Origin of the sequence: Pseudarthrobacter sp. H2 (assembly GCF_050157045.1) — a bacterium.
Classification (GTDB): Bacteria; Actinomycetota; Actinomycetes; order Actinomycetales; family Micrococcaceae; genus Arthrobacter.
In genome coordinates, this window is the sequence record NZ_CP189594.1 from 37625 (window position 1) to 53766 (window position 16142).

Annotated in this window: 13 protein-coding genes and 3 pseudogenes; 4 read left to right on the forward strand and 12 right to left on the reverse strand. The window is 67.0% G+C overall.

Annotated elements, in window-relative coordinates:
• Positions 1-24 precede the first annotated feature (24 nt).
• From ACQCSZ_RS00190 to ACQCSZ_RS00200, 3 genes are all read right to left on the reverse strand, one after another.
• Positions 25-1122, reverse strand: coding sequence for a tyrosine-type recombinase/integrase (locus tag ACQCSZ_RS00190; RefSeq protein WP_427006163.1), 1098 nt, complete (start codon positions 1120-1122; stop codon positions 25-27).
• Positions 1119-2441, reverse strand: a complete 1323-nt coding sequence (locus ACQCSZ_RS00195; RefSeq protein ID WP_427006164.1) for a hypothetical protein — start codon at positions 2439-2441, stop codon at positions 1119-1121. The genes ACQCSZ_RS00190 and ACQCSZ_RS00195 overlap by 4 nt, the downstream gene beginning before the upstream one ends.
• Positions 2442-2524: 83 nt before the next feature.
• A complete protein-coding gene (locus ACQCSZ_RS00200) occupies positions 2525-2809 on the reverse strand; it encodes a hypothetical protein (protein WP_427004864.1) in 285 nt (94 codons plus the stop codon).
• Between the two features lie 261 nt (positions 2810-3070).
• Here ACQCSZ_RS00200 and ACQCSZ_RS00205 point away from each other — a divergent pair, with 261 nt between their 5' ends.
• A complete protein-coding gene (locus ACQCSZ_RS00205; RefSeq protein WP_427006165.1) occupies positions 3071-3229 on the forward strand; it encodes a hypothetical protein in 159 nt (52 codons plus the stop codon).
• Positions 3230-3431: 202 nt separating this feature from the next.
• On the opposite strand, the gene ACQCSZ_RS00210 is transcribed toward ACQCSZ_RS00205, so the two are convergent.
• From ACQCSZ_RS00210 to ACQCSZ_RS00230, 5 genes and pseudogenes are all read right to left on the reverse strand, one after another.
• Positions 3432-5636, reverse strand: coding sequence for a hypothetical protein (locus tag ACQCSZ_RS00210; protein ID WP_427006136.1), 2205 nt, complete (start codon positions 5634-5636; stop codon positions 3432-3434).
• Positions 5633-7357 (reverse strand): hypothetical protein, encoded by a 1725-nt coding sequence (locus ACQCSZ_RS00215; RefSeq protein WP_427006166.1) that lies wholly within the window; start codon positions 7355-7357, stop codon positions 5633-5635. The genes ACQCSZ_RS00210 and ACQCSZ_RS00215 overlap by 4 nt, the downstream gene beginning before the upstream one ends.
• On the reverse strand, positions 7357-8814 hold the full coding sequence (locus ACQCSZ_RS00220) for a tyrosine-type recombinase/integrase (protein ID WP_427004859.1): 1458 nt from the start codon (positions 8812-8814) through the stop codon (positions 7357-7359). Before ACQCSZ_RS00220 ends, ACQCSZ_RS00215 begins: the two co-directional genes overlap by 1 nt.
• Positions 8815-8909: 95 nt before the next feature.
• Entirely contained in the window at positions 8910-9950 is a 1041-nt protein-coding gene (locus ACQCSZ_RS00225; protein WP_427006167.1) for a tyrosine-type recombinase/integrase, read from the reverse strand.
• Between the two features lie 76 nt (positions 9951-10026).
• Positions 10027-10308: pseudogene (locus ACQCSZ_RS00230) on the reverse strand (IS110 family transposase); the annotation flags it as partial.
• A gap of 409 nt (positions 10309-10717) precedes the next feature.
• Between ACQCSZ_RS00230 and ACQCSZ_RS00235 the strand changes: the two are divergent.
• From ACQCSZ_RS00235 to ACQCSZ_RS00245, 3 genes and pseudogenes are all read left to right on the forward strand, one after another.
• A pseudogene (locus ACQCSZ_RS00235) lies at positions 10718-11472 on the forward strand (transposase); the annotation flags it as partial.
• Positions 11468-11635, forward strand: a complete 168-nt coding sequence (locus ACQCSZ_RS00240; RefSeq protein WP_427006168.1) for a hypothetical protein — start codon at positions 11468-11470, stop codon at positions 11633-11635. The pseudogene ACQCSZ_RS00235 and the gene ACQCSZ_RS00240, both read left to right, overlap by 5 nt.
• 302 nt (positions 11636-11937) lie before the next feature.
• Positions 11938-13545 (forward strand): hypothetical protein, encoded by a 1608-nt coding sequence (locus tag ACQCSZ_RS00245; protein ID WP_427004195.1) that lies wholly within the window; start codon positions 11938-11940, stop codon positions 13543-13545.
• Between the two features lie 40 nt (positions 13546-13585).
• Here ACQCSZ_RS00245 and ACQCSZ_RS00250 read toward each other — a convergent pair whose 3' ends face one another.
• From ACQCSZ_RS00250 to ACQCSZ_RS00265, 4 genes and pseudogenes are all read right to left on the reverse strand, one after another.
• Positions 13586-13789 carry a hypothetical protein gene (locus tag ACQCSZ_RS00250; RefSeq protein WP_427006169.1) on the reverse strand — a complete coding sequence of 68 codons (204 nt, stop codon included), beginning with the start codon at positions 13787-13789 and terminating at the stop codon, positions 13586-13588.
• 266 nt (positions 13790-14055) lie between these two features.
• On the reverse strand, positions 14056-14685 hold the full coding sequence (locus ACQCSZ_RS00255) for a hypothetical protein (protein ID WP_427006170.1): 630 nt from the start codon (positions 14683-14685) through the stop codon (positions 14056-14058).
• 10 nt (positions 14686-14695) lie between these two features.
• Positions 14696-15394, reverse strand: a complete 699-nt coding sequence (locus tag ACQCSZ_RS00260) for a transposase (RefSeq protein ID WP_427006171.1) — start codon at positions 15392-15394, stop codon at positions 14696-14698.
• Positions 15395-15455: 61 nt separating this feature from the next.
• Positions 15456-16055, reverse strand: a pseudogene (locus tag ACQCSZ_RS00265) (transposase domain-containing protein); the annotation flags it as partial.
• Between the last annotated feature and the right edge of the window lie 87 nt (positions 16056-16142).

The window sequence follows — 16142 nt, forward strand, 5'->3', positions numbered from 1 at the left end:
GAAATTGCGGGGAAATCGTCCATATTACTGTCCGTTTCGGGGGCCGGGTGGGCTGATGTTGGTGCGGCCGGCGGCTTGGGTGAAGGTGGGCATGCCGAGTTGGGTCGTGTTTCGGCGCTCGGTTATTTGGTCCATTTCGGCAAGTTTGGCTCGGGCCCCTGCGAGGCTGACTTTGAGGCCTTCGGCTTCTCCGAGCCAGCGGTGGGACTCGGCTTCGGCGATGCGCTCGATGAGGTTATCGCGGATCTGTGCCAGGCGGGGTCTGGCCGTGGGATCGGGCCGCAGCAGGGGGCAGCGCAGGCAGCTGTGCTCGTGGATGCAGGGCGTGTCGTAGGAGCGGCCGCAGTCACCGATGGAAACCTTCCGGTGTTCGAAGTGGCCGATGAACTCGGACCATTCCTCGTCGGTGGGGGTGCGGTATTCCTGGCTCGGACGCAGCGCGCGGCGGCGGGCGATGAACTCACGGTGGCCGTTGATGACTTCTTCGGGGTAGACGGCCTTGTATCCCATGGTGGTGTTGATGTCGCGGTGTCCGGCGACGAGTTGGGCGATGTGCGGTGGCATGCCGTGCATGATCGCATCGGTGATGAAGATCCGGCGGAAGTCGTGGAAGGTGTAGCGCATCGGGCTGCCGGCGCCGTCCTTGATGCCGAGTTCCTCCAGCGCGTGGTCCAGGTATGTGCGTAACGCGGTTTCTGAAACTGCCCGGTTGTCCAGACGCCGCCGCCATTGGAACAACAGGGGCAGGGGCTGGTTGTAGACGCGTTCGTTTTTGTCGTAGGACACTACCGGCGAAACATGCGGTTGCCCGGCGCGGATCCGGGAGACGATCTGGGAGAGCACGTCAGCGAGTTCGGGTGAGATGACCAGTATTCGCTCGGCGTCGGTCTTGGATGGGGCGATCTGCAGAAGAGGAACCAGTTCCCCCGTGTCGGGCAGCCGGTATTGGATCAGGCTGTGGTGTGAGAGTTCACCGAGCTCTTCGATGCGGATGCCCGTGTGGCGCAGCACCTCGACCATGGCCCAGGTCCAGAAACCACGGTGCTCTCCGAAGGTCAGATCGCGGCGTGGTCCGCCCTCCGGGTCCTCGGCCCAGACCCGGCCTGTGGCTTCGGTCTTCATGGCCGTGCGGCGCAAAGTTTGGCCTGCAGCGGTGAAAAGTTCACCGGCAGTGGTGCGTTCGCCGGCGGCGAGCAGGTCACTGGTGCGTGCCCGTTCGGCCTGCACCCACGAGACCAGCGCCGGCAGCACCGGCAGCCGTTCGCGGGTGCGTTGGTCCGTGCGTGATTTACGGGCCAACCGGTCTTTTTGTGGGAGACATCGGTGGCGCTGACCGGGCAACGCACCGCCCACGGACCCCACCGTGCAGGGTCGTCATCGGCCCATTCGGCCAGATCCAGGTAGAAGGCGCGCACGGCAGAAAAGACGCTGCGTCCATCCAGCCGTGCCGACGTCCTTTGGATCTGCTCCCCGTTGGCAGAGGTGCTGGTGCGGGCACGGGTCATGACCCGCTTTTTCCATGACGCGGCGACCTCGGACGAGAACTTCAGTGAATCGATCCCTGGCTGGTGGGCTTCCAGGTCGGCCCAGAACAATTTGCCCAGCAGGTAGGCGGTGCGTTGCAATGAGGAGAAGTCCATCGCCATCTGGCGTTCCCGCAGGTAATCCACGAGCACGTCCCGGACCGGTCGGCACTTGATGTTGTAGCGGTCGATCAGCTGCTCGCACGTGGGTTGGCCGTTGCCGGAGAACATTTCAATGGCGGCGGGCGCATCCTCGCCCCAGACATGGTGGCGCAGCAGTTGATAGAACAGCGGGCTGCGCGCGTTTGTCTGCAGCCGGGTACTGGTGCCGATACCGGTGACGGTCGCAAGCAGCTCAACGCAGTCTCCGACCCTCACCGCCGAGATCGGGCCTCCCTTGGCGGCCATGATGACTGCGATCCGGGTCAGGGCCTGTTGGCTGGTTTGCGGTTCCAGGTGCGCGTCGGTGCAGGCCTGGTTCAAGTCGGCGAACGCCTTGCTGTCGCGGGTGCGGGCCATCTCGGGGGCCAATCCCCGGCGCGCCGGGGCGAAACGCAACAGCCAGTCCAGGCCCGGACGGATCACATCAGCGCAGATCAACACCATCAGGCCGATGCTCAGGTGGGGTGCCGGCTCACCAGGAGCGTTCCGCCCCCGGCCGGCGGCCTCGCCGATGAACAAGTCCCGCCAGTCGGGCGCAGCCTCCGCGCCGCTGGCCTGCCACCGTTGCTGCCAGTTCCCGCCGGGGAAATCGGCCAGCCAGCCCAGGACAGCCAGCACTCCCGTGCGGCGGATCCGCTGGCTGTTCGGATTCTCCAAACTGAACGGTGCAGCGAGCACGCGGGCCAGCACCGCAGAACGATCATCACAGGTCGAAGGCCACGACGGGCCGACCCCGCGCGCGGGGAACGCGGCCATCAGCTGCGCCCCGGTTTGCCCCACTGCGTTGCCCGTCACCGCACCGCTGGCCACCGGCGGGGCGAGCAGTTGTTCGCTGCCCGTCATGGCTGGTTCCCTCCGAAGAGGATCCGCAGGCTTTCGGGCCGGTAACCGGGTGCCGGCGGGGGCGCCGGGTCACGCAGGAGCTGCCGGGCATGAAAGGCAAGCACTCCGGCAATCACGTCCTCGGTCACCGGGTTCAGATACCGCTGCGTGGTCGATAAAAATGCATGACCCAGGACCCATTGCACGTCGGTCAACGGCATCTTCGGATCCTGGGCCATCCGGTAGGCGGCCGTGTGGCTTGTGTCCGCAGAGGCCGTGTGCGGTCGGGTTTGTGTGGTCATTGGTCCGGGTTCGTTAAGGACGATGTGATGGTGACGTGGATCGTCCAGCGTGTTGCATTCGACCGCTGACGCCATGACAGAGATCACATTGCGGACGCGTTGTGAGTACCCGTGTGGCGCGGAGTCGCTGTCGCGCAGATGCTGTCGGGTCGGCTGGGCAGCTCAGCATGGTCCGATCGATGGGGTCTTCGCTCGGCGTACCGGGAGACGGGCGACGCGGCTCGATGTGTCGGCGACGGCGCGGAGTCGGATGATCTCCTCGTGCTGCGCGGCCAGACGGGCCAGGGTCTTGCCGCGGAAGTCGCCGAGTTCTGCGATGGCCTGTTCCGCCTGTGTGAGACGGTCCCTGAGCTTGGCGTTCTCAGTCTTGAGTCGATCGACCTGCGCGATCTTCGGGTCGGGGTGGTCCCGGTGTCCTGAAGGCGCTTGAGTCGGTCCTCGAACTCGGCGCGCAGGTGGGCGTAGGGGCGGCTGCCGTAGAAGGCGGTTCGGTCGACGCCGGATTCGCGGGCCAGGGTCTTGATGTCGCAGTTCCCGCCGGGCGGGATCTCGCCGCGCAGCAGGCGGTCCATGGCGGCGCGGATGCGCATCTCGTTCTCGGTGCGGGCCGCGGCAGTAATCCTCACGCGTCGTCCTCCTTCGTGATCTGGGACGAAGCGACGTCGATCTCGGCGATGACGCGCAGGGCCCGGTCGTAGTCGCCGCTCAGACGTGTGCGTTCGGCGGTGCGGGTCTTGCCGAGCTGGCCGAGGAACGCCTTGGTGCTTGCGGCGTGCTCGGCCCATACCGGGCGGTGGGCCAGGTGGTGGGTGGCCTGCGGGCAACGGGCCGAGTCACACATTCCGGCTAGCGGCCGCGTCGCGGCAGGGGTGCCGGCCAGCTTCAGGCAGAGCGCCCGGGAGGGGTCGGTGAACCAGCAGTAGTTCGCCGGCCCCAGGTGCAGCACCTTCGCCCGCTTGCTCAACAGGTTGAGGATGTCGCGGTCGTTGCGCTGGATCGTCGGCGCCGGGGCGGAGCCCTCATTAGGGGTGCCGTCGATGCTGGCGAAGAACTCTGTCAGGGCCCGGGCGCCGGGTCCTGCCGGCAGGATGCCCTGCTGGTAGTTTCGGAACTCGGCCAGGACCAGCTCCAGGTTCCGGTCGGCTTCATTCTTGTTGACCTCGGCTAACAGCATGGCTTGGGCGCCGCCGGGGCGAGAGCTGTAGCCCTCCGTTGTGGCGACGGCGATGTGTTTCAGGTGGATCTTGGTGGCGAGGACGCCGCCGGGCCGGTAGGCCATCTCCAAGGACAGTGTCCGCCTGAGCATTCTGAGGTTCACCCGGCCTTCCGGGATCGGGTCCAGGCCGATCCGTGCCCCGGCCGGGGAGTTGACCCAGGCCCGGAACCAGGCGTAGCGGACCGAGAAGGCGAAGCGCCCGAACAGCGGCGCCCCGTCGTGGGCGTCCTCGTGCAGCCGTTCGGCGAGCTCGACCGCCCGGTAGGCCGGTTCGATGACGATCCACTCGTCGTCGGTGCCGCCCAGGGGCTGACCTTTGACGATCTTGCTGGCGATCCGGAAGCGGTGCAGGCCGGGGATGGGTTCCTCGACCGGGCGGCGGCAGCCGACGCGCAGGGCCATCAGCTCGGAGGCGCGCATCCCGGAGACCGCGGCCAGGACGATGATCGAAGCGGTGCGGACGGTTCCGATCAGCGCGACGGCCTGGGACCGGTGCAGCGGGAGTGTCCAGGGAAGCGTGCCGGAGCCGTCGGCGGCCGGGGTGTCGGCCGCGTCGCGTCCGAACACCTTCTCAACCCCCACCGACGCCACCGCCTGCTCCAGTGGCCCCCGCATGGTCGGGATCCACCGGGCCCAGAACTGGCTATAACCGGCCGTCCTGGCCAGCGCTCCGGTGGCCAGTGGCAGCAGCGGGTCCTCGGCCGCCCAGCCGTCGGCGATCCGGGCGGCGATGTCGTGGTCTTCCATCATCGGGAGCCCCGTGCCGGCGGATGTGTACTGGGCCAGCACGGCCTTGATGTCCTCGGGGAAGGACGGGGAGCTGTGGCGCAGGCCGGCTGCCTTGAGCGAGGAGACGCGGTCGACGGCGCGTACTTGCTGTTGCAGTTCGATCACGTGCGGGCCGAGCACGCCGACCAAGTGCAGGGCCGCGGCGAGTATCGGCTGCAGGACGTGGTCGGGGACCGGCTCTGTGGCGTTCCCTGTCCGGCCCGAGGGCATCTCGGCGACCGCCGAAGCCGTGGCCCCGCCCCAGGGCCGCAGGTCTGTCCGGACGCGGTCGGCGGTGAACAGCTCCCGGTAGTTGACCAGATCGACGATGACTTGGGCGGCGGTGCGTCGGATGCCGTGGCTCTGCTCTCCGACGACGACGCCTTCGTCATCGACGATGTAGCGCCGATGCCCCAGGTAGGCCTCGCAGTCGGCGGTCTCCAAGTGTTCCAGGCTGGGCAGCCCGCGCTGGGCGAGCCAGGCGAAGAACCTGGTGATTTCCTTCAGGCGTCCGTTGCAGCTGCGCAGGTGCAGCGGCGTGCGGTAGGCCCGTGGCAGCAGCGCGACGGCCTCGTGCCGCGGGGCCAGCAGTGCCAGGACGAGTTCCTTGGCGACCATGCGCCATCGCGGATCGGTGATCGCGGCGAAGTCAAAGCGCCGGTTGGCCAGAGCCATGTCGACCGGGAGGCCGACGACGTCGGTGAAGTCCCAGAGGTCCTCCTCGAACACCGGACGGTAGGTGTCGGGCGGGAGTGTCAAGCCGGCCTCGCCGCAGATGTCGGAGCCGGTGAACGGGGCGGCCCGGCGGTCATCGGCCTGGATGGGGGAAACGGCGGATCTCATGTGGTGCGCTCCTCGGGACGTAGCGGGATCTCCTCGTCGGCGCCGGCCACGGCGATTGCCGCGGCGGCCACGACCGCGGGGTCGAAGCGGTCCAGCACCTGGCTGATCCGGACGGCATAGGGGCCGAAAACGGCCATGAACTGGGCGGTGGGCATCTGCTGCCACTGGCGGGAGAAGAATGCCTTTAGGCGCAGCAGGTTCGCCGCGTGGCGCGGGGCGAACACCGCCAGCGGACAGAGCAGGCAGACCCAGGGACGGGCCGGGCACGGTTTGCCCGCCGGGCCGTGCAGCCCGGAGAGCTGGTCGCCGCAGGCTGCGGTGAACACGTCCCGGGCTCCGCCGACCAGTTCGGAAATCGCGGCGTCGCCCAGGCCGAGCCCGGCCATCAGCTGCGGGTAGTCCCTGGCCAGCGCAGCCGCGTCCTCCTCGGTGATCACCGTGGGCGGGTGAGCACGGCGCAGGATGTCGTGCTGGGCATCCTCCACGATCGTCTCGACCAGGTGCCGCTGCGCCGGCGTCGTGGCGGTCAGGTAGTGGTCGCCTTCGACCGACGGGGTGTGGTTGGGATCGATCGTGGCCCGGGCGCTGCCGCTCCAGGTGCTCTTGTCACGCACCGCGTGGTAGGTGGTGCGGATCCGCGACCGGTGGATCTTCAACGGCTGCCCGTCCGAGCCGAAGACCTCCCGGCGGCGGACCCAGCGCTGGATAGCGACGCGGTCAACATCCCGGACCAGGCGGGCATTGCCGACCAGGCTCATTCCCAGCCAGAGCCTGTCGCGCTCGGCGGCGGGAACCAGGCCCCGCAGCAACGCCGAGTGTGAGAGCCACTGCTCCAGCAGCCGCACCGCGGCCCGCGGCAGGTTCAGGCTCTCCGTCGAAGTCCGGCCTTTGACATAGGACAGCAGCACCGTGGAGTCACCGGCCCAGTCGACATCCCCGACGCCCAGGTCCGCGATACCGTCCGGGACGATCCCGGAGTAGACGCCGAACAGCAGTCGGTAGGCGATGAGTGCATCAAGGTGCGGGAACGCGGCCTGTACGGCCTGGTGGAACAGGACAGTGCCGCCGCGGCTGCGGAAAGCGTCGTAGGTGACGCCCAGCGCGGCGGCGAAGCCCGGCGTGCTGATCGGGCCGCTGCGGGCCAGCAGCCAACAGAAGTTCTCCGCTGTCCAACCGCCTTCGGCCGGGTGTCGGCCTGCGGCCACTGACAGCAGGGCTCTGCGGTGCGCGGCGTAGGATTCCTCGACCAGCGTCCGGCATGCCGAGGCCAACCGGTCCCACTCGGCCTCCGGGTAGGGCGGCAACGCCTGCCGGTTCGGCTGGATGTTGAAGTGGCGTCCCGCGGCCAACTCCAGCACCCCCTCGCCCAGGACGCCGCCGGAGCGGGCGAACCCCTCCACCAACGCCCGGGTCTGCGCCTCCAGATGGGTCGGACCGGCCATCCAGAACTTGGCCAACTGGCCCCGGCGCAGGTCACCGGCACCGCCGATGAAGCCCCCCTCTGCCACGGCCAGGACCATACGCCGCAGAGCCCGGACATAGTGAACGACCGAGCCTGCCGAATCGACGGTGCCGTGCGGATGGATCAGCTCCACCAAGCCGACCGCCAGGTCCCTGGCCAGGCGCGGGTTGGGCAGGCCCTCAAGCGAGAACTCGGCCGTGTCACCGTCGCTGAACACGCAGACCACGCCCAGCGGATCATCGAGAACCATCGTGGGCATCAGGCTTGGTCCTGCTCGTCAAACTCCGCATCGGACTCACGCTCGGCCGCGGCCGCGTCGAGGATCCCCGCCTCCGCCCCGGCGGCCTCGTAAGCGTGCCGGTAGATCCGTGTGGTGTCCAAGCGCTTGAGGTACTTCTCCGTCGTCAAGACAGTCGAGTGGCCGAGGAGATCGCGCAGCACCAGCAGCGGGTCGGCCTTCGACAGGTAGAACACCAGCGCCGCGTCGGCGTCAGCGTCCTTCGCCAGCCGTGCGGCAGCCCGGTAGTGCCCGCTGACCAGGTACTCGAGGGTTCTCATGGCAAAGCTGTGGCGAAGCCGATGGGGGTTTACGTGGGGGAACCTGGGTTCGAACCGGGCCCGGATCCGATCCGAGGTCCGCTCGAACACCGTGGCCCAGGCTGTGAACGGGCCGCCGCCGCTCTTGACCGCCAGCAGGCACGATCCGCCCCCGGGCGCGACCAGACGTCGCCGCTCCGCCGGTGTCAGCGACGCCCACGGCCGGCGGACGCCATTGATCCGGCCGCCCCGCTCGTCGGGGTCGCTCACCAGCAGCGGCTCGCCCCAGCGTCGCGGCGGACGCCATGCCGAGCCGGCGGTTGCGGCCTCCCGGTCCAGGCCCATGTAGTCGTGGACGGATGCCAGCGCATCGTAGGAGGTCCACGTGGTGCGCGGCTTGCGGCCCTTGGTGATCCCGGCCGGCACCGGGAACGGGATCGGCACAGTCGTCGGTGTCGGCGGCAGCGCGGGAATCTCCCAGGGCAGCAGGTGTGTGAACTCGGCCAGCCGCAGCCCGGTGGCCAGCGCCAGGTCGCCGATCGCGGCGTTGCGCGGCATCTCCCGGCCAGCGAAGCCGGTGTCGGGCGAGCCGTCCGGTGCCAGCCCGCGCAGGCCGTTGCGGAACAGCTCGATGAAGTCCGGCTCCAGGTACTTGATAGTCACGTGCGGCTTCGGAGTACGCCGCACCGCCAGGTTCACCTTCACCTCCCGTCCGGTGCCGGCGAACAACGCCCGCGCCGACCGGTAGGTGAACGGCTCGGCGGCCGCATACCCCTCATCGATCGCCCACCGGTAGAACAGCGACAGAATGCTCATATGCTGGCCCCACGTCGTCGCCGCGAACCTGCCCTTCACCGGACCCGCGGCCCGATGCTCGGCATACCGGCTCAACCCGGCCTTCAGCCGCTCCCGCGAGTCGAACAACGCGATCCCGTGCACGGCGAGGAACTCCGCCCACTCCTTCACCGCCCGCGCGTAGTTCTCCCATGAACTCGGTGCCGGGGCCCCGCTGACCGGGAGCTCGCGCAGCCACCGGTTCACCACCGCAGCCGGCCGCGGTGCAGCCGGACCGTCCTCGAACAGCAAGTCGTCATCGACCAGCACCGGCATCCCCTCCGGGATCACCGGCCTGTACTCGATATCCCAGGACTCCCAGCCCCGCGACGAGAAGAAACTCATAATCACAGAGCTGACAATAGAAACACCACACACCGTGACGCAAAGCCCAGACACCGAGGGAGCGCCCACCTCAAAGGCTTATCGCAACACGGGAACTAAGCAGAGATAATGTGGCGAAGGTCGTGCAGGGACCAGTCCGTGCCCAGCGATGCATTCGCCCGATCGAACATCGCCCGCGCCGCGTCATAGGTCAAGGCACGGAACGGGCGCCGCAACGTCCACCACAACGGTTCGTCCCTGCCCGGCGGAACCAGGTCCGACACTTGTGTTTGATAGAGACGCAGCCAGAGGAACGCGTCCGGCGCGGCAGGCAATGGCTGTAACGCACCGGTGCCCTTGCGCAGCACGGTGATTAATTGCTGCCCGGGATCAACGTCAGCCACCGTGGCCCCCAGCAGCTCCGAGGCCCGGGCACCTGTCGAGACCCAGAACGCGACCAGCGCCCGGTCCCGGTGCGAGCCCAGCTGCGCAAACAACTTATCGAACTGGTCATCGGGGATCGCCCGTGGGGCCCGGGTCACGACCTTGGGCCGATAGCGGCCGCGGCGCTGCCCGGAAAACGGTTCCATCGGGTTGTGATGCGCCCGCGCGCGGGTGCCTCCACGGGCGCGGGCCAGGGGGAACGGGTTGAGCATCGGTCCGGTGCCGGCTTCCAGGTGGAAATCGTAGAAGCCGCGCAGCACGCTCTCGCAATGCGCAACGGTTACCGCGGCATATCGGTCGCCGTCCGGGGCCTTGCCCGGCCCAGGAGTCCCCCTATCCGCTCCGTGCCCCGCGTCGGAACCCGGGCCGCCGCCATCGGGGTACCGCCAATGCGGTCGCACCGGCTTGAGCGCCACCTGCAGCCAACGGCAGAAATCACGCGCTTCGACCTGGGTTGCCTGATCCCACGCCAGCTCGAGGGCCGAGAGGAATCGAAACCAGCGCAATAAGTCCATGCCATATGACCGCAGCGTCGTCGCTGGCCGCCCGCACGCCACCAGCTCGGCGAAGAATGCCGCCGCCGGCCTTATCGTCTCCCCGGCGCCGTCAACCAGCCGATACGGTTCGAAGGGGTTCCCGGTGGCCTTCAGCGCACCCGAGGGCGGCACCACCAACCCGGACAGCACCCGCGGAACATGCTCTTCGTTGCCCATGAGAACAGAACCTAGCCGATGCAAACCGGCACCGCCTACGGTTCTCCCGGGTGGACCCGGTTAGTTCGGTTAACACGTCGGTCTTGATCCGGTCTCCCGAGGGCCGCTGCAGCTTCGACGGGGCCGCGACGACACAGTCAACCCCTGAAGCCAGCAAAAACCTGGCGAGACCAAAGCCCGTCGGCCCGGCCTCGTAGACGGATTTCACCGGACCGGGCAACGACAGGATCCAGGCCAGGATCTCCCCGAAGTCCGGGGTGAGCCGCCGCCTGAACACTTCCCCCGTGTCCCCGTCGATGGCGCACCCGACGACCGAGCGGGCGTGCACGTCCAAACCGATGCTTGTTCTCTCAAACATGACAGGACCTTCTTAACCGAGGGGTGGTTCCTTGGGCCACCGGCCGATGATGGATAAACCCAGTCTGGCAGCGGACACCTGCAGACCGTTCCGCCCTGCCGATAAAGGCCATCAGCGCCGGGCAAAAGGGGCCGGGGCGCCGCCTGTCCCACCGGGCCGCGGCAAACACCCGCCCCTGCCGGCGCCCCGGACCCGGCCCGGCGACAATGACCGCATCGGCAGGGCAGAACCCGGGCAACAAACGTCCTGCCCAACACCCCGCGAACCTTGTATCCTCGGCCTTAGCTGGAACCTCCACACCTTCAAATGTGGCTCTACCGTTGGCAAGACCACGGTCCGCACGGCAACCCACGCATCAATTTGAACCGGAGGTTCCAGCCCCAAACCGGGACCCCTTCATATTGTCTAGATCCCGGCCGATGTCGTCGCGACGGTCCTGGTGCTGCAGGCCCTGAACGGGCTCTCGGACCGGGAAGCGGCCGAGGCTGTGACCCTTGATCTTCGCTGGAAGGCAGCCTGCGGTTTCGCGGTCACGGACAAGGCCTTTCATCATTCGACGCTGACGTACTGGCGCCGGCGGCTGGCCGGAAGCAGCAGCCCGGACCGCATCTTCGAAGCGGTCGCCGAAGTGGTGGCCCCACCGGTGCGTTTGGCGGGCAAAAAAGCGGCGGGCACTGAATTCGACAGTCCTCGATGATGCGGTGGCGCGGCAGGACACCGTGACGCAGCTGATCTCGGCGATCCGGCGATCCGGCGTGTCGGCCGGGACGTGCCCGGTGGAAGTGGCCTGATTGCCGGGCTCTGCACCGGCCATGACTATGCTGCCCCGGGCAAGCCGCCGATCGCGTGGGATGACCCGGATGCCCGTGATCAGCTGGTCTCAGCCCTGGTCGCCGATGCTCTGGCGCTGCTCGGCCATCGACGCCTGGACGCTGGAAGGCAAGGCCGCCGAAGCGGTCGCGTTGCTGGCCCTCGTTTCCGGGCAGGACGTTGAACCTGCCGAAGGCTCTGACGGAACGGACGGCCGCTGGCGGATCGCCCGCCAGGTTGCTTCGGACAGGATGATCTCCACCGTGGACCGGACACCCGGCACTCGCGCACAAGGCCCAGTCCCGTCAGCAGGACGGATTCAAGGCCCACATCGTCATCGAGCCCGCCCATGGTCGAGCGGTCCATCGCCTGGCTCACCCGCCGCAACCGACGGGCGCCCCACCGCGGCATCAGCAGGAACAACGCCCGGCTGCAGCTGCGGATCACCGGACTGAACCTGCGCAGACTCCTCAACCTCGGCCTCCGGGACAACAACGGGAACTGGGTACTCGCCTGAAGGACCAGCCGCCCCTGAGGCCAGCACCCCGCCCGCAGCCACGGCCGCCAGCACCCCCGCCGGGCTTTCCCGGGCGGCGGACGGAAACCGCAGGAACCGGGCCAAAAGGGGCAAGCATCCGCACCCGCGCGAGCCAAGGAACCGGACAACGCCGCCAAAAACGCCCTAATTCAGCAGACTCCCAGGGAGGCTTCGCCTCTGACCGCCGAGGTGGGTGGTTGGCTGTCGCTGATGACGGCCGGTCCGCTGCGGTGCATTCTGGTGGTGTATCGGAGGCTCGTAGAGGGGACGCGGTGATTGTGGTGGCTAATGTCAATGATCTCCTCGAAGGCCACGTGGCCCTGGATATTCAGTGCCTGGACCGGATCTATCTCAACGGCTACGTCCCGACCCTGCAGGTCAGCGGTCAGGTCGTTTCGTTCATGACCAGGCATCTGGGCTATCGGATCCCTTCCCCGGCAATCCTGGAAAAGATCGGTACGAGCTTTCGCCGATCGGTGAATTCCTTCTCCGAGATCAACCACGTCCCTCTGATCCGCTTCGGCAAGGAGGACCGGAAGATCGACGTCATGCGCCGGTACCTGGCCGCCCAAGCGAAGACCGGCCGGTCCGGGGTCGCAGCGATCGGAGTTGCCCAGGAATACCAGAATGTCTTCGCCTCCACCCAGCGCCAGGGCACCAATGGAATCCCGTGTTTTGGCTTCCATAAGGCAGACCGGCGGGTGACGTGCTTCTATTTCTATCTCTGGGATACCGACTTCGGCCCGGCGTTCGTCAAGGTCTGCGCGTACTTCCCGTATCCGGCCAAGGTCTGGATCAATGGCCACGAGTGGGCCAAGCGCCAGGCCGTGAAGGCCGGGATCGCCTTCACTGAACTCTCCAACGGATTCGCAGCCTGCGAGGATCCGCAGGCGCTGCAGGAGATCTGTGACCGGCTCGGCCCGGGCACCATCGAGGTTTTCTTCCAACGCTGGCTCGCCGTGCTCCCGTTGCCGCTGACCGATCACGACGCGGACGCCGGGTACTGGTGGGAGCTGTCCATGCGCCAGGTCGAGATCTCGAGGACCCTGGTCTTTGACGCTCCCCGCCGGGCCCGGGGCTTCTTTGAGGCACTCGTCGCGGACAACCTCGATATCGGCCGGCCCGACAGCGTCGAACTCATCTTCACCGGTCATGCGCCCCACAGCCGTCCCGGACGCCCGCCCGTCCCCGGACTCTGCAAGACCAAGATTGTCACCCGGGATACCGACGTCACCGTCAACGCGTTCTACAAGCACTCCCGCGTGAAGCAGTACCTCAAAGACGGCCGTGCACTGCGTATCGAAACCGTCGTGAACTCGCCCGATGACCTGCGTTGCCACCGCCGTCTGGAACATCTGCCCGAGCTGCAGACCAAAGCCCGTGACATCAACCGCAGGCTGCTCGATACTGAACGTGTCGGGCAGGGCTGTGTCCTTGCGAGCCCAGCCTTTGAGCGGGTCGCGCTCCCCACGCTTACCGCGGACGGGAAGAGGGCTCCGGCCTTGCGGTTCGGCGACCCCCGGGTCATGGCCCTGCTCGGCGCCTTATGTGTCAGCCTTACCGCCCTCGGATTCACCCATCGGAGCCTGCGTGCCCGGGTGAACCATCTGCTGGGCACCGGCTACAGCAGCAACCAAATGAGCTACGACCTCGCACGCCTTCGCCGCAATGGACTCATCGAACGCCGGCCTCACAGCAACACCTACACCCTGACCGCCGACGGCCAACGAGTCGCCCTGTTCTACACCAAGGTCCACAACCGGCTCCTGCGACCCCTCCTGGCAGCCGACAACGTCCCCGCGCCAACACCACTACGCCAAGCCCTGGCAACCATCGACCGCCACGTCAACAACTACATCGACGATGCCCGAATCCAAAAGGCTGCCTAAAACTCAAGACAAACATCAAAGTTCTGACCCCCAAGGAACGCTAGGCGGCGTCCCGTTCGTGGGTTTCGCCGTATGGGACCTCGGAACTGACTGCCACGCTGAAGCGGATGTGACTGTGGCGCGTTACCAGTATTCCCTGGCGCTGCTCTGTGGCTTTAGTCAGGGCCAATGCAACGGCACGGTCGAGTTGTTGTTCCAGATCGGCTTTGGAGGTCGCATGGATTACGGAAGTTAGCGTGGTCATTACATCTCCTTTGTGTGCGGGTTTTAGTCTGTTTCAGGACCGGTGCAGTAGTGGCAATCGTCGGGGCAGGACGTTTCTGCGGCGAGGCCCTGTGGCCGGGGTGGGTCGTGGCTGATTCCGGGGAGCAGGTAGCTCCGGGGCGATCTGATGTGTGTTGCCTCAGTCGGGGAGGGGATCATCTTTTCCTTCAGGTGGTTGAAAAATGATGGGAGCATGCTGCTGGAGTCTTCGCGTTTATTGTGGGGGAGCGGTGTCTGCGCCCTTGCTCAGCCGGGCTGTCGCGCGGACTGGTGGTTATTTGTGAGGGATGGGCGTTTCGGGCCGGCCATGACCCTGTAGCCGTGCTGGCGGTTGAAGCCGTGAATCTCGCGGGTGTCCAGAGCTGCCATGAATGCCAGAATGGCGTGGGTGATGACCTGGCCGGGGACCAGCACAGGGAATCCGGGCGGATAGGGCGTGACAAATCCGGCTGAGATGATTTCTTCCCCGGCGGTGACGCGTCTGGTGAGCTCGGCCGGGGAGAGGTGGCTGACGTTGTCAGTCCGGTAGGTGTCGAAGTAGGCGGTGCGGAGGTCGCCGTCAGGGGTGTCGGGGGCGCTGCGGTAGCGTTCGGCAAAGTGGCTGAAGTCCGGCAGCGGAGGAGGTTCGGTGGTTAGTGCCCTGACCCTGGATCGGCCTGCTTCCTGGTCAGCGGGGCTCCCGCAGGTACGGTCATGTTCGAAGGCTTCGGCGAGTTTGACGAGGACTTCGATGAGGTATGCGACGGAGCTGCGGGAGGTTCCGATGTTGGTCATGAGCAGGACGCTGTTGCGGGAGGTCTTGTTGACCTGGATGCCGAACCGGTCCATGAGGTGGACGTGTTTGAAGGTGTCCCCGTCGACCCCGGTTAGTCCCAATGCCGTTCGGTTAGGGGCCGGGATCCGGTGTCAAGATCCTGGTGTCGAGTGTCGCGGGATAGGTCCGACGGTCGACATCCCGTTCCTTGGCGCGGTACTTGGAGATCGCGCGTTTGACCACCCGGGGCCGGGAGCGGATGCGGCGGGCGGGCAACGGTTCGGCCAGCATGGCCGCCCCGATGCGACCGACCAGGTCCACCACGGTTCCGCTGAGGATCCCGCGGGCCTGGACCACCTGGTCGCGGGCGGACCTCAGTCCGATGGTGAAGGACAGGCGGTCCGGATCGATCTCGGGATGCCGCAGCGTCACATCGGTCATCGCGGTGCGCAACACCTGGTAGCAGGACAGCAGCGCCCAGGTCTCCTGGATGACCGCGGCAGGGTGCCGGCCGCGCAGCACCCGGCCGTTCAGGATGCGTGATTTCAATTCGCAGTAGGCCGTTTCGATCTCCCAACGCTCATGGTAGAGCCTGACCAGTCCCAGGGCGGGAGCCTGGATCGGGTCGAGCAACGTGGTGACCAGCCGGTATTCGGCGGTGAGCGTTTTGGCCTCGGTGGTGACCGTGAGTTCGGCGTCGATGACCCGTACGCGTTGGCCGGCGGCATGGGAGAGGTAGGAACCGTCGGCCAGCTGCTGAAGGACCGGCAGTTTCATGGCGCTGAGACCGGTCCTGGCGCGGAAAAGGAAGTCCGCGCCCGTTTCGGCCACTTCTTCGGAAGAAGCCGTAGGTGGCGAAGTTCCGGTCCCCGAGCAGCACCATGCCCGGTTGCAGGCAGGAGATGAGCTGCCGGGCGTAGGTCAGCTCGCCCACGGCGTCGGTGCCGAAGGCCGCGTCGATCACCGAACGGGTCCCGGCCGTGAGGATCGCAACCAGCCGGATCATCGGGTACCCGGCCTCCCCGTTGACGCCGCCGCGCGGCTTGGGGTACCTGGCCCGGTTGGCCTCGGTATCGGCCACGGCCATCTGCGTGCCGTCGATGGCCACGACCAGCCGGCCAGCGAACCGGGTCACCTGCCGGGACCCGCACACCGCAGGGCCCTTGAGAAGGGTGAACAGCTCACGCAGCGGGGCCGTTCCCACCCGGCGCATGGCCTGGCTCAAGGATGAGGCCGAAGGTGTCTTCACCGGTGCCGGCGGCCCCGTGACCAGGCGTGAAAAGACCTGCTTCCAGCCCTGGTCGGCGAACAGGACCCCGGCGAGCAGCAGGTAGATCACCACCCGTGAGGGCAGCCTGCGCACCCGGCGTTCCCGGCCTCCGGCGGCCTCGAGCGCGGCATCAACCATGTCGAAGGGAACGACACGGGTCAGCTCGCCCAGATGCCCGGGTGCGAATACCCCCGGAGCGTGATTGATGGCAGAATCGGGCATAGTGGCTCCCGTGGGGGTGGATCAGTCTTGGTGGACCGAACTACTCAAGCAGGAGCCACACCCATATCCCCACGGACACGCCGATTC

What these genes read in the sequence shown, in the direction of transcription:
- ACQCSZ_RS00190 (WP_427006163.1), bottom strand. Translation starts at nt 1,122, where the DNA reads ATGAAGACCGAAGCCACAGGCCGGGTCTGGGCCGAGGACCCGGAGGGC.
- ACQCSZ_RS00195 (WP_427006164.1), bottom strand. Translation starts at nt 2,441, where the DNA reads ATGGCCGCGTTCCCCGCGCGCGGGGTCGGCCCGTCGTGGCCTTCGACC.
- ACQCSZ_RS00200 (WP_427004864.1), bottom strand. Translation starts at nt 2,809, where the DNA reads ATGACCACACAAACCCGACCGCACACGGCCTCTGCGGACACAAGCCAC.
- ACQCSZ_RS00210 (WP_427006136.1), bottom strand. Translation starts at nt 5,636, where the DNA reads ATGAGATCCGCCGTTTCCCCCATCCAGGCCGATGACCGCCGGGCCGCC.
- ACQCSZ_RS00215 (WP_427006166.1), bottom strand. Translation starts at nt 7,357, where the DNA reads ATGCCCACGATGGTTCTCGATGATCCGCTGGGCGTGGTCTGCGTGTTC.
- ACQCSZ_RS00220 (WP_427004859.1), bottom strand. Translation starts at nt 8,814, where the DNA reads ATGAGTTTCTTCTCGTCGCGGGGCTGGGAGTCCTGGGATATCGAGTAC.
- ACQCSZ_RS00225 (WP_427006167.1), bottom strand. Translation starts at nt 9,950, where the DNA reads ATGGGCAACGAAGAGCATGTTCCGCGGGTGCTGTCCGGGTTGGTGGTG.
- ACQCSZ_RS00240 (WP_427006168.1), top strand. Translation starts at nt 11,468, where the DNA reads ATGGTCGAGCGGTCCATCGCCTGGCTCACCCGCCGCAACCGACGGGCG.
- ACQCSZ_RS00250 (WP_427006169.1), bottom strand. Translation starts at nt 13,789, where the DNA reads ATGACCACGCTAACTTCCGTAATCCATGCGACCTCCAAAGCCGATCTG.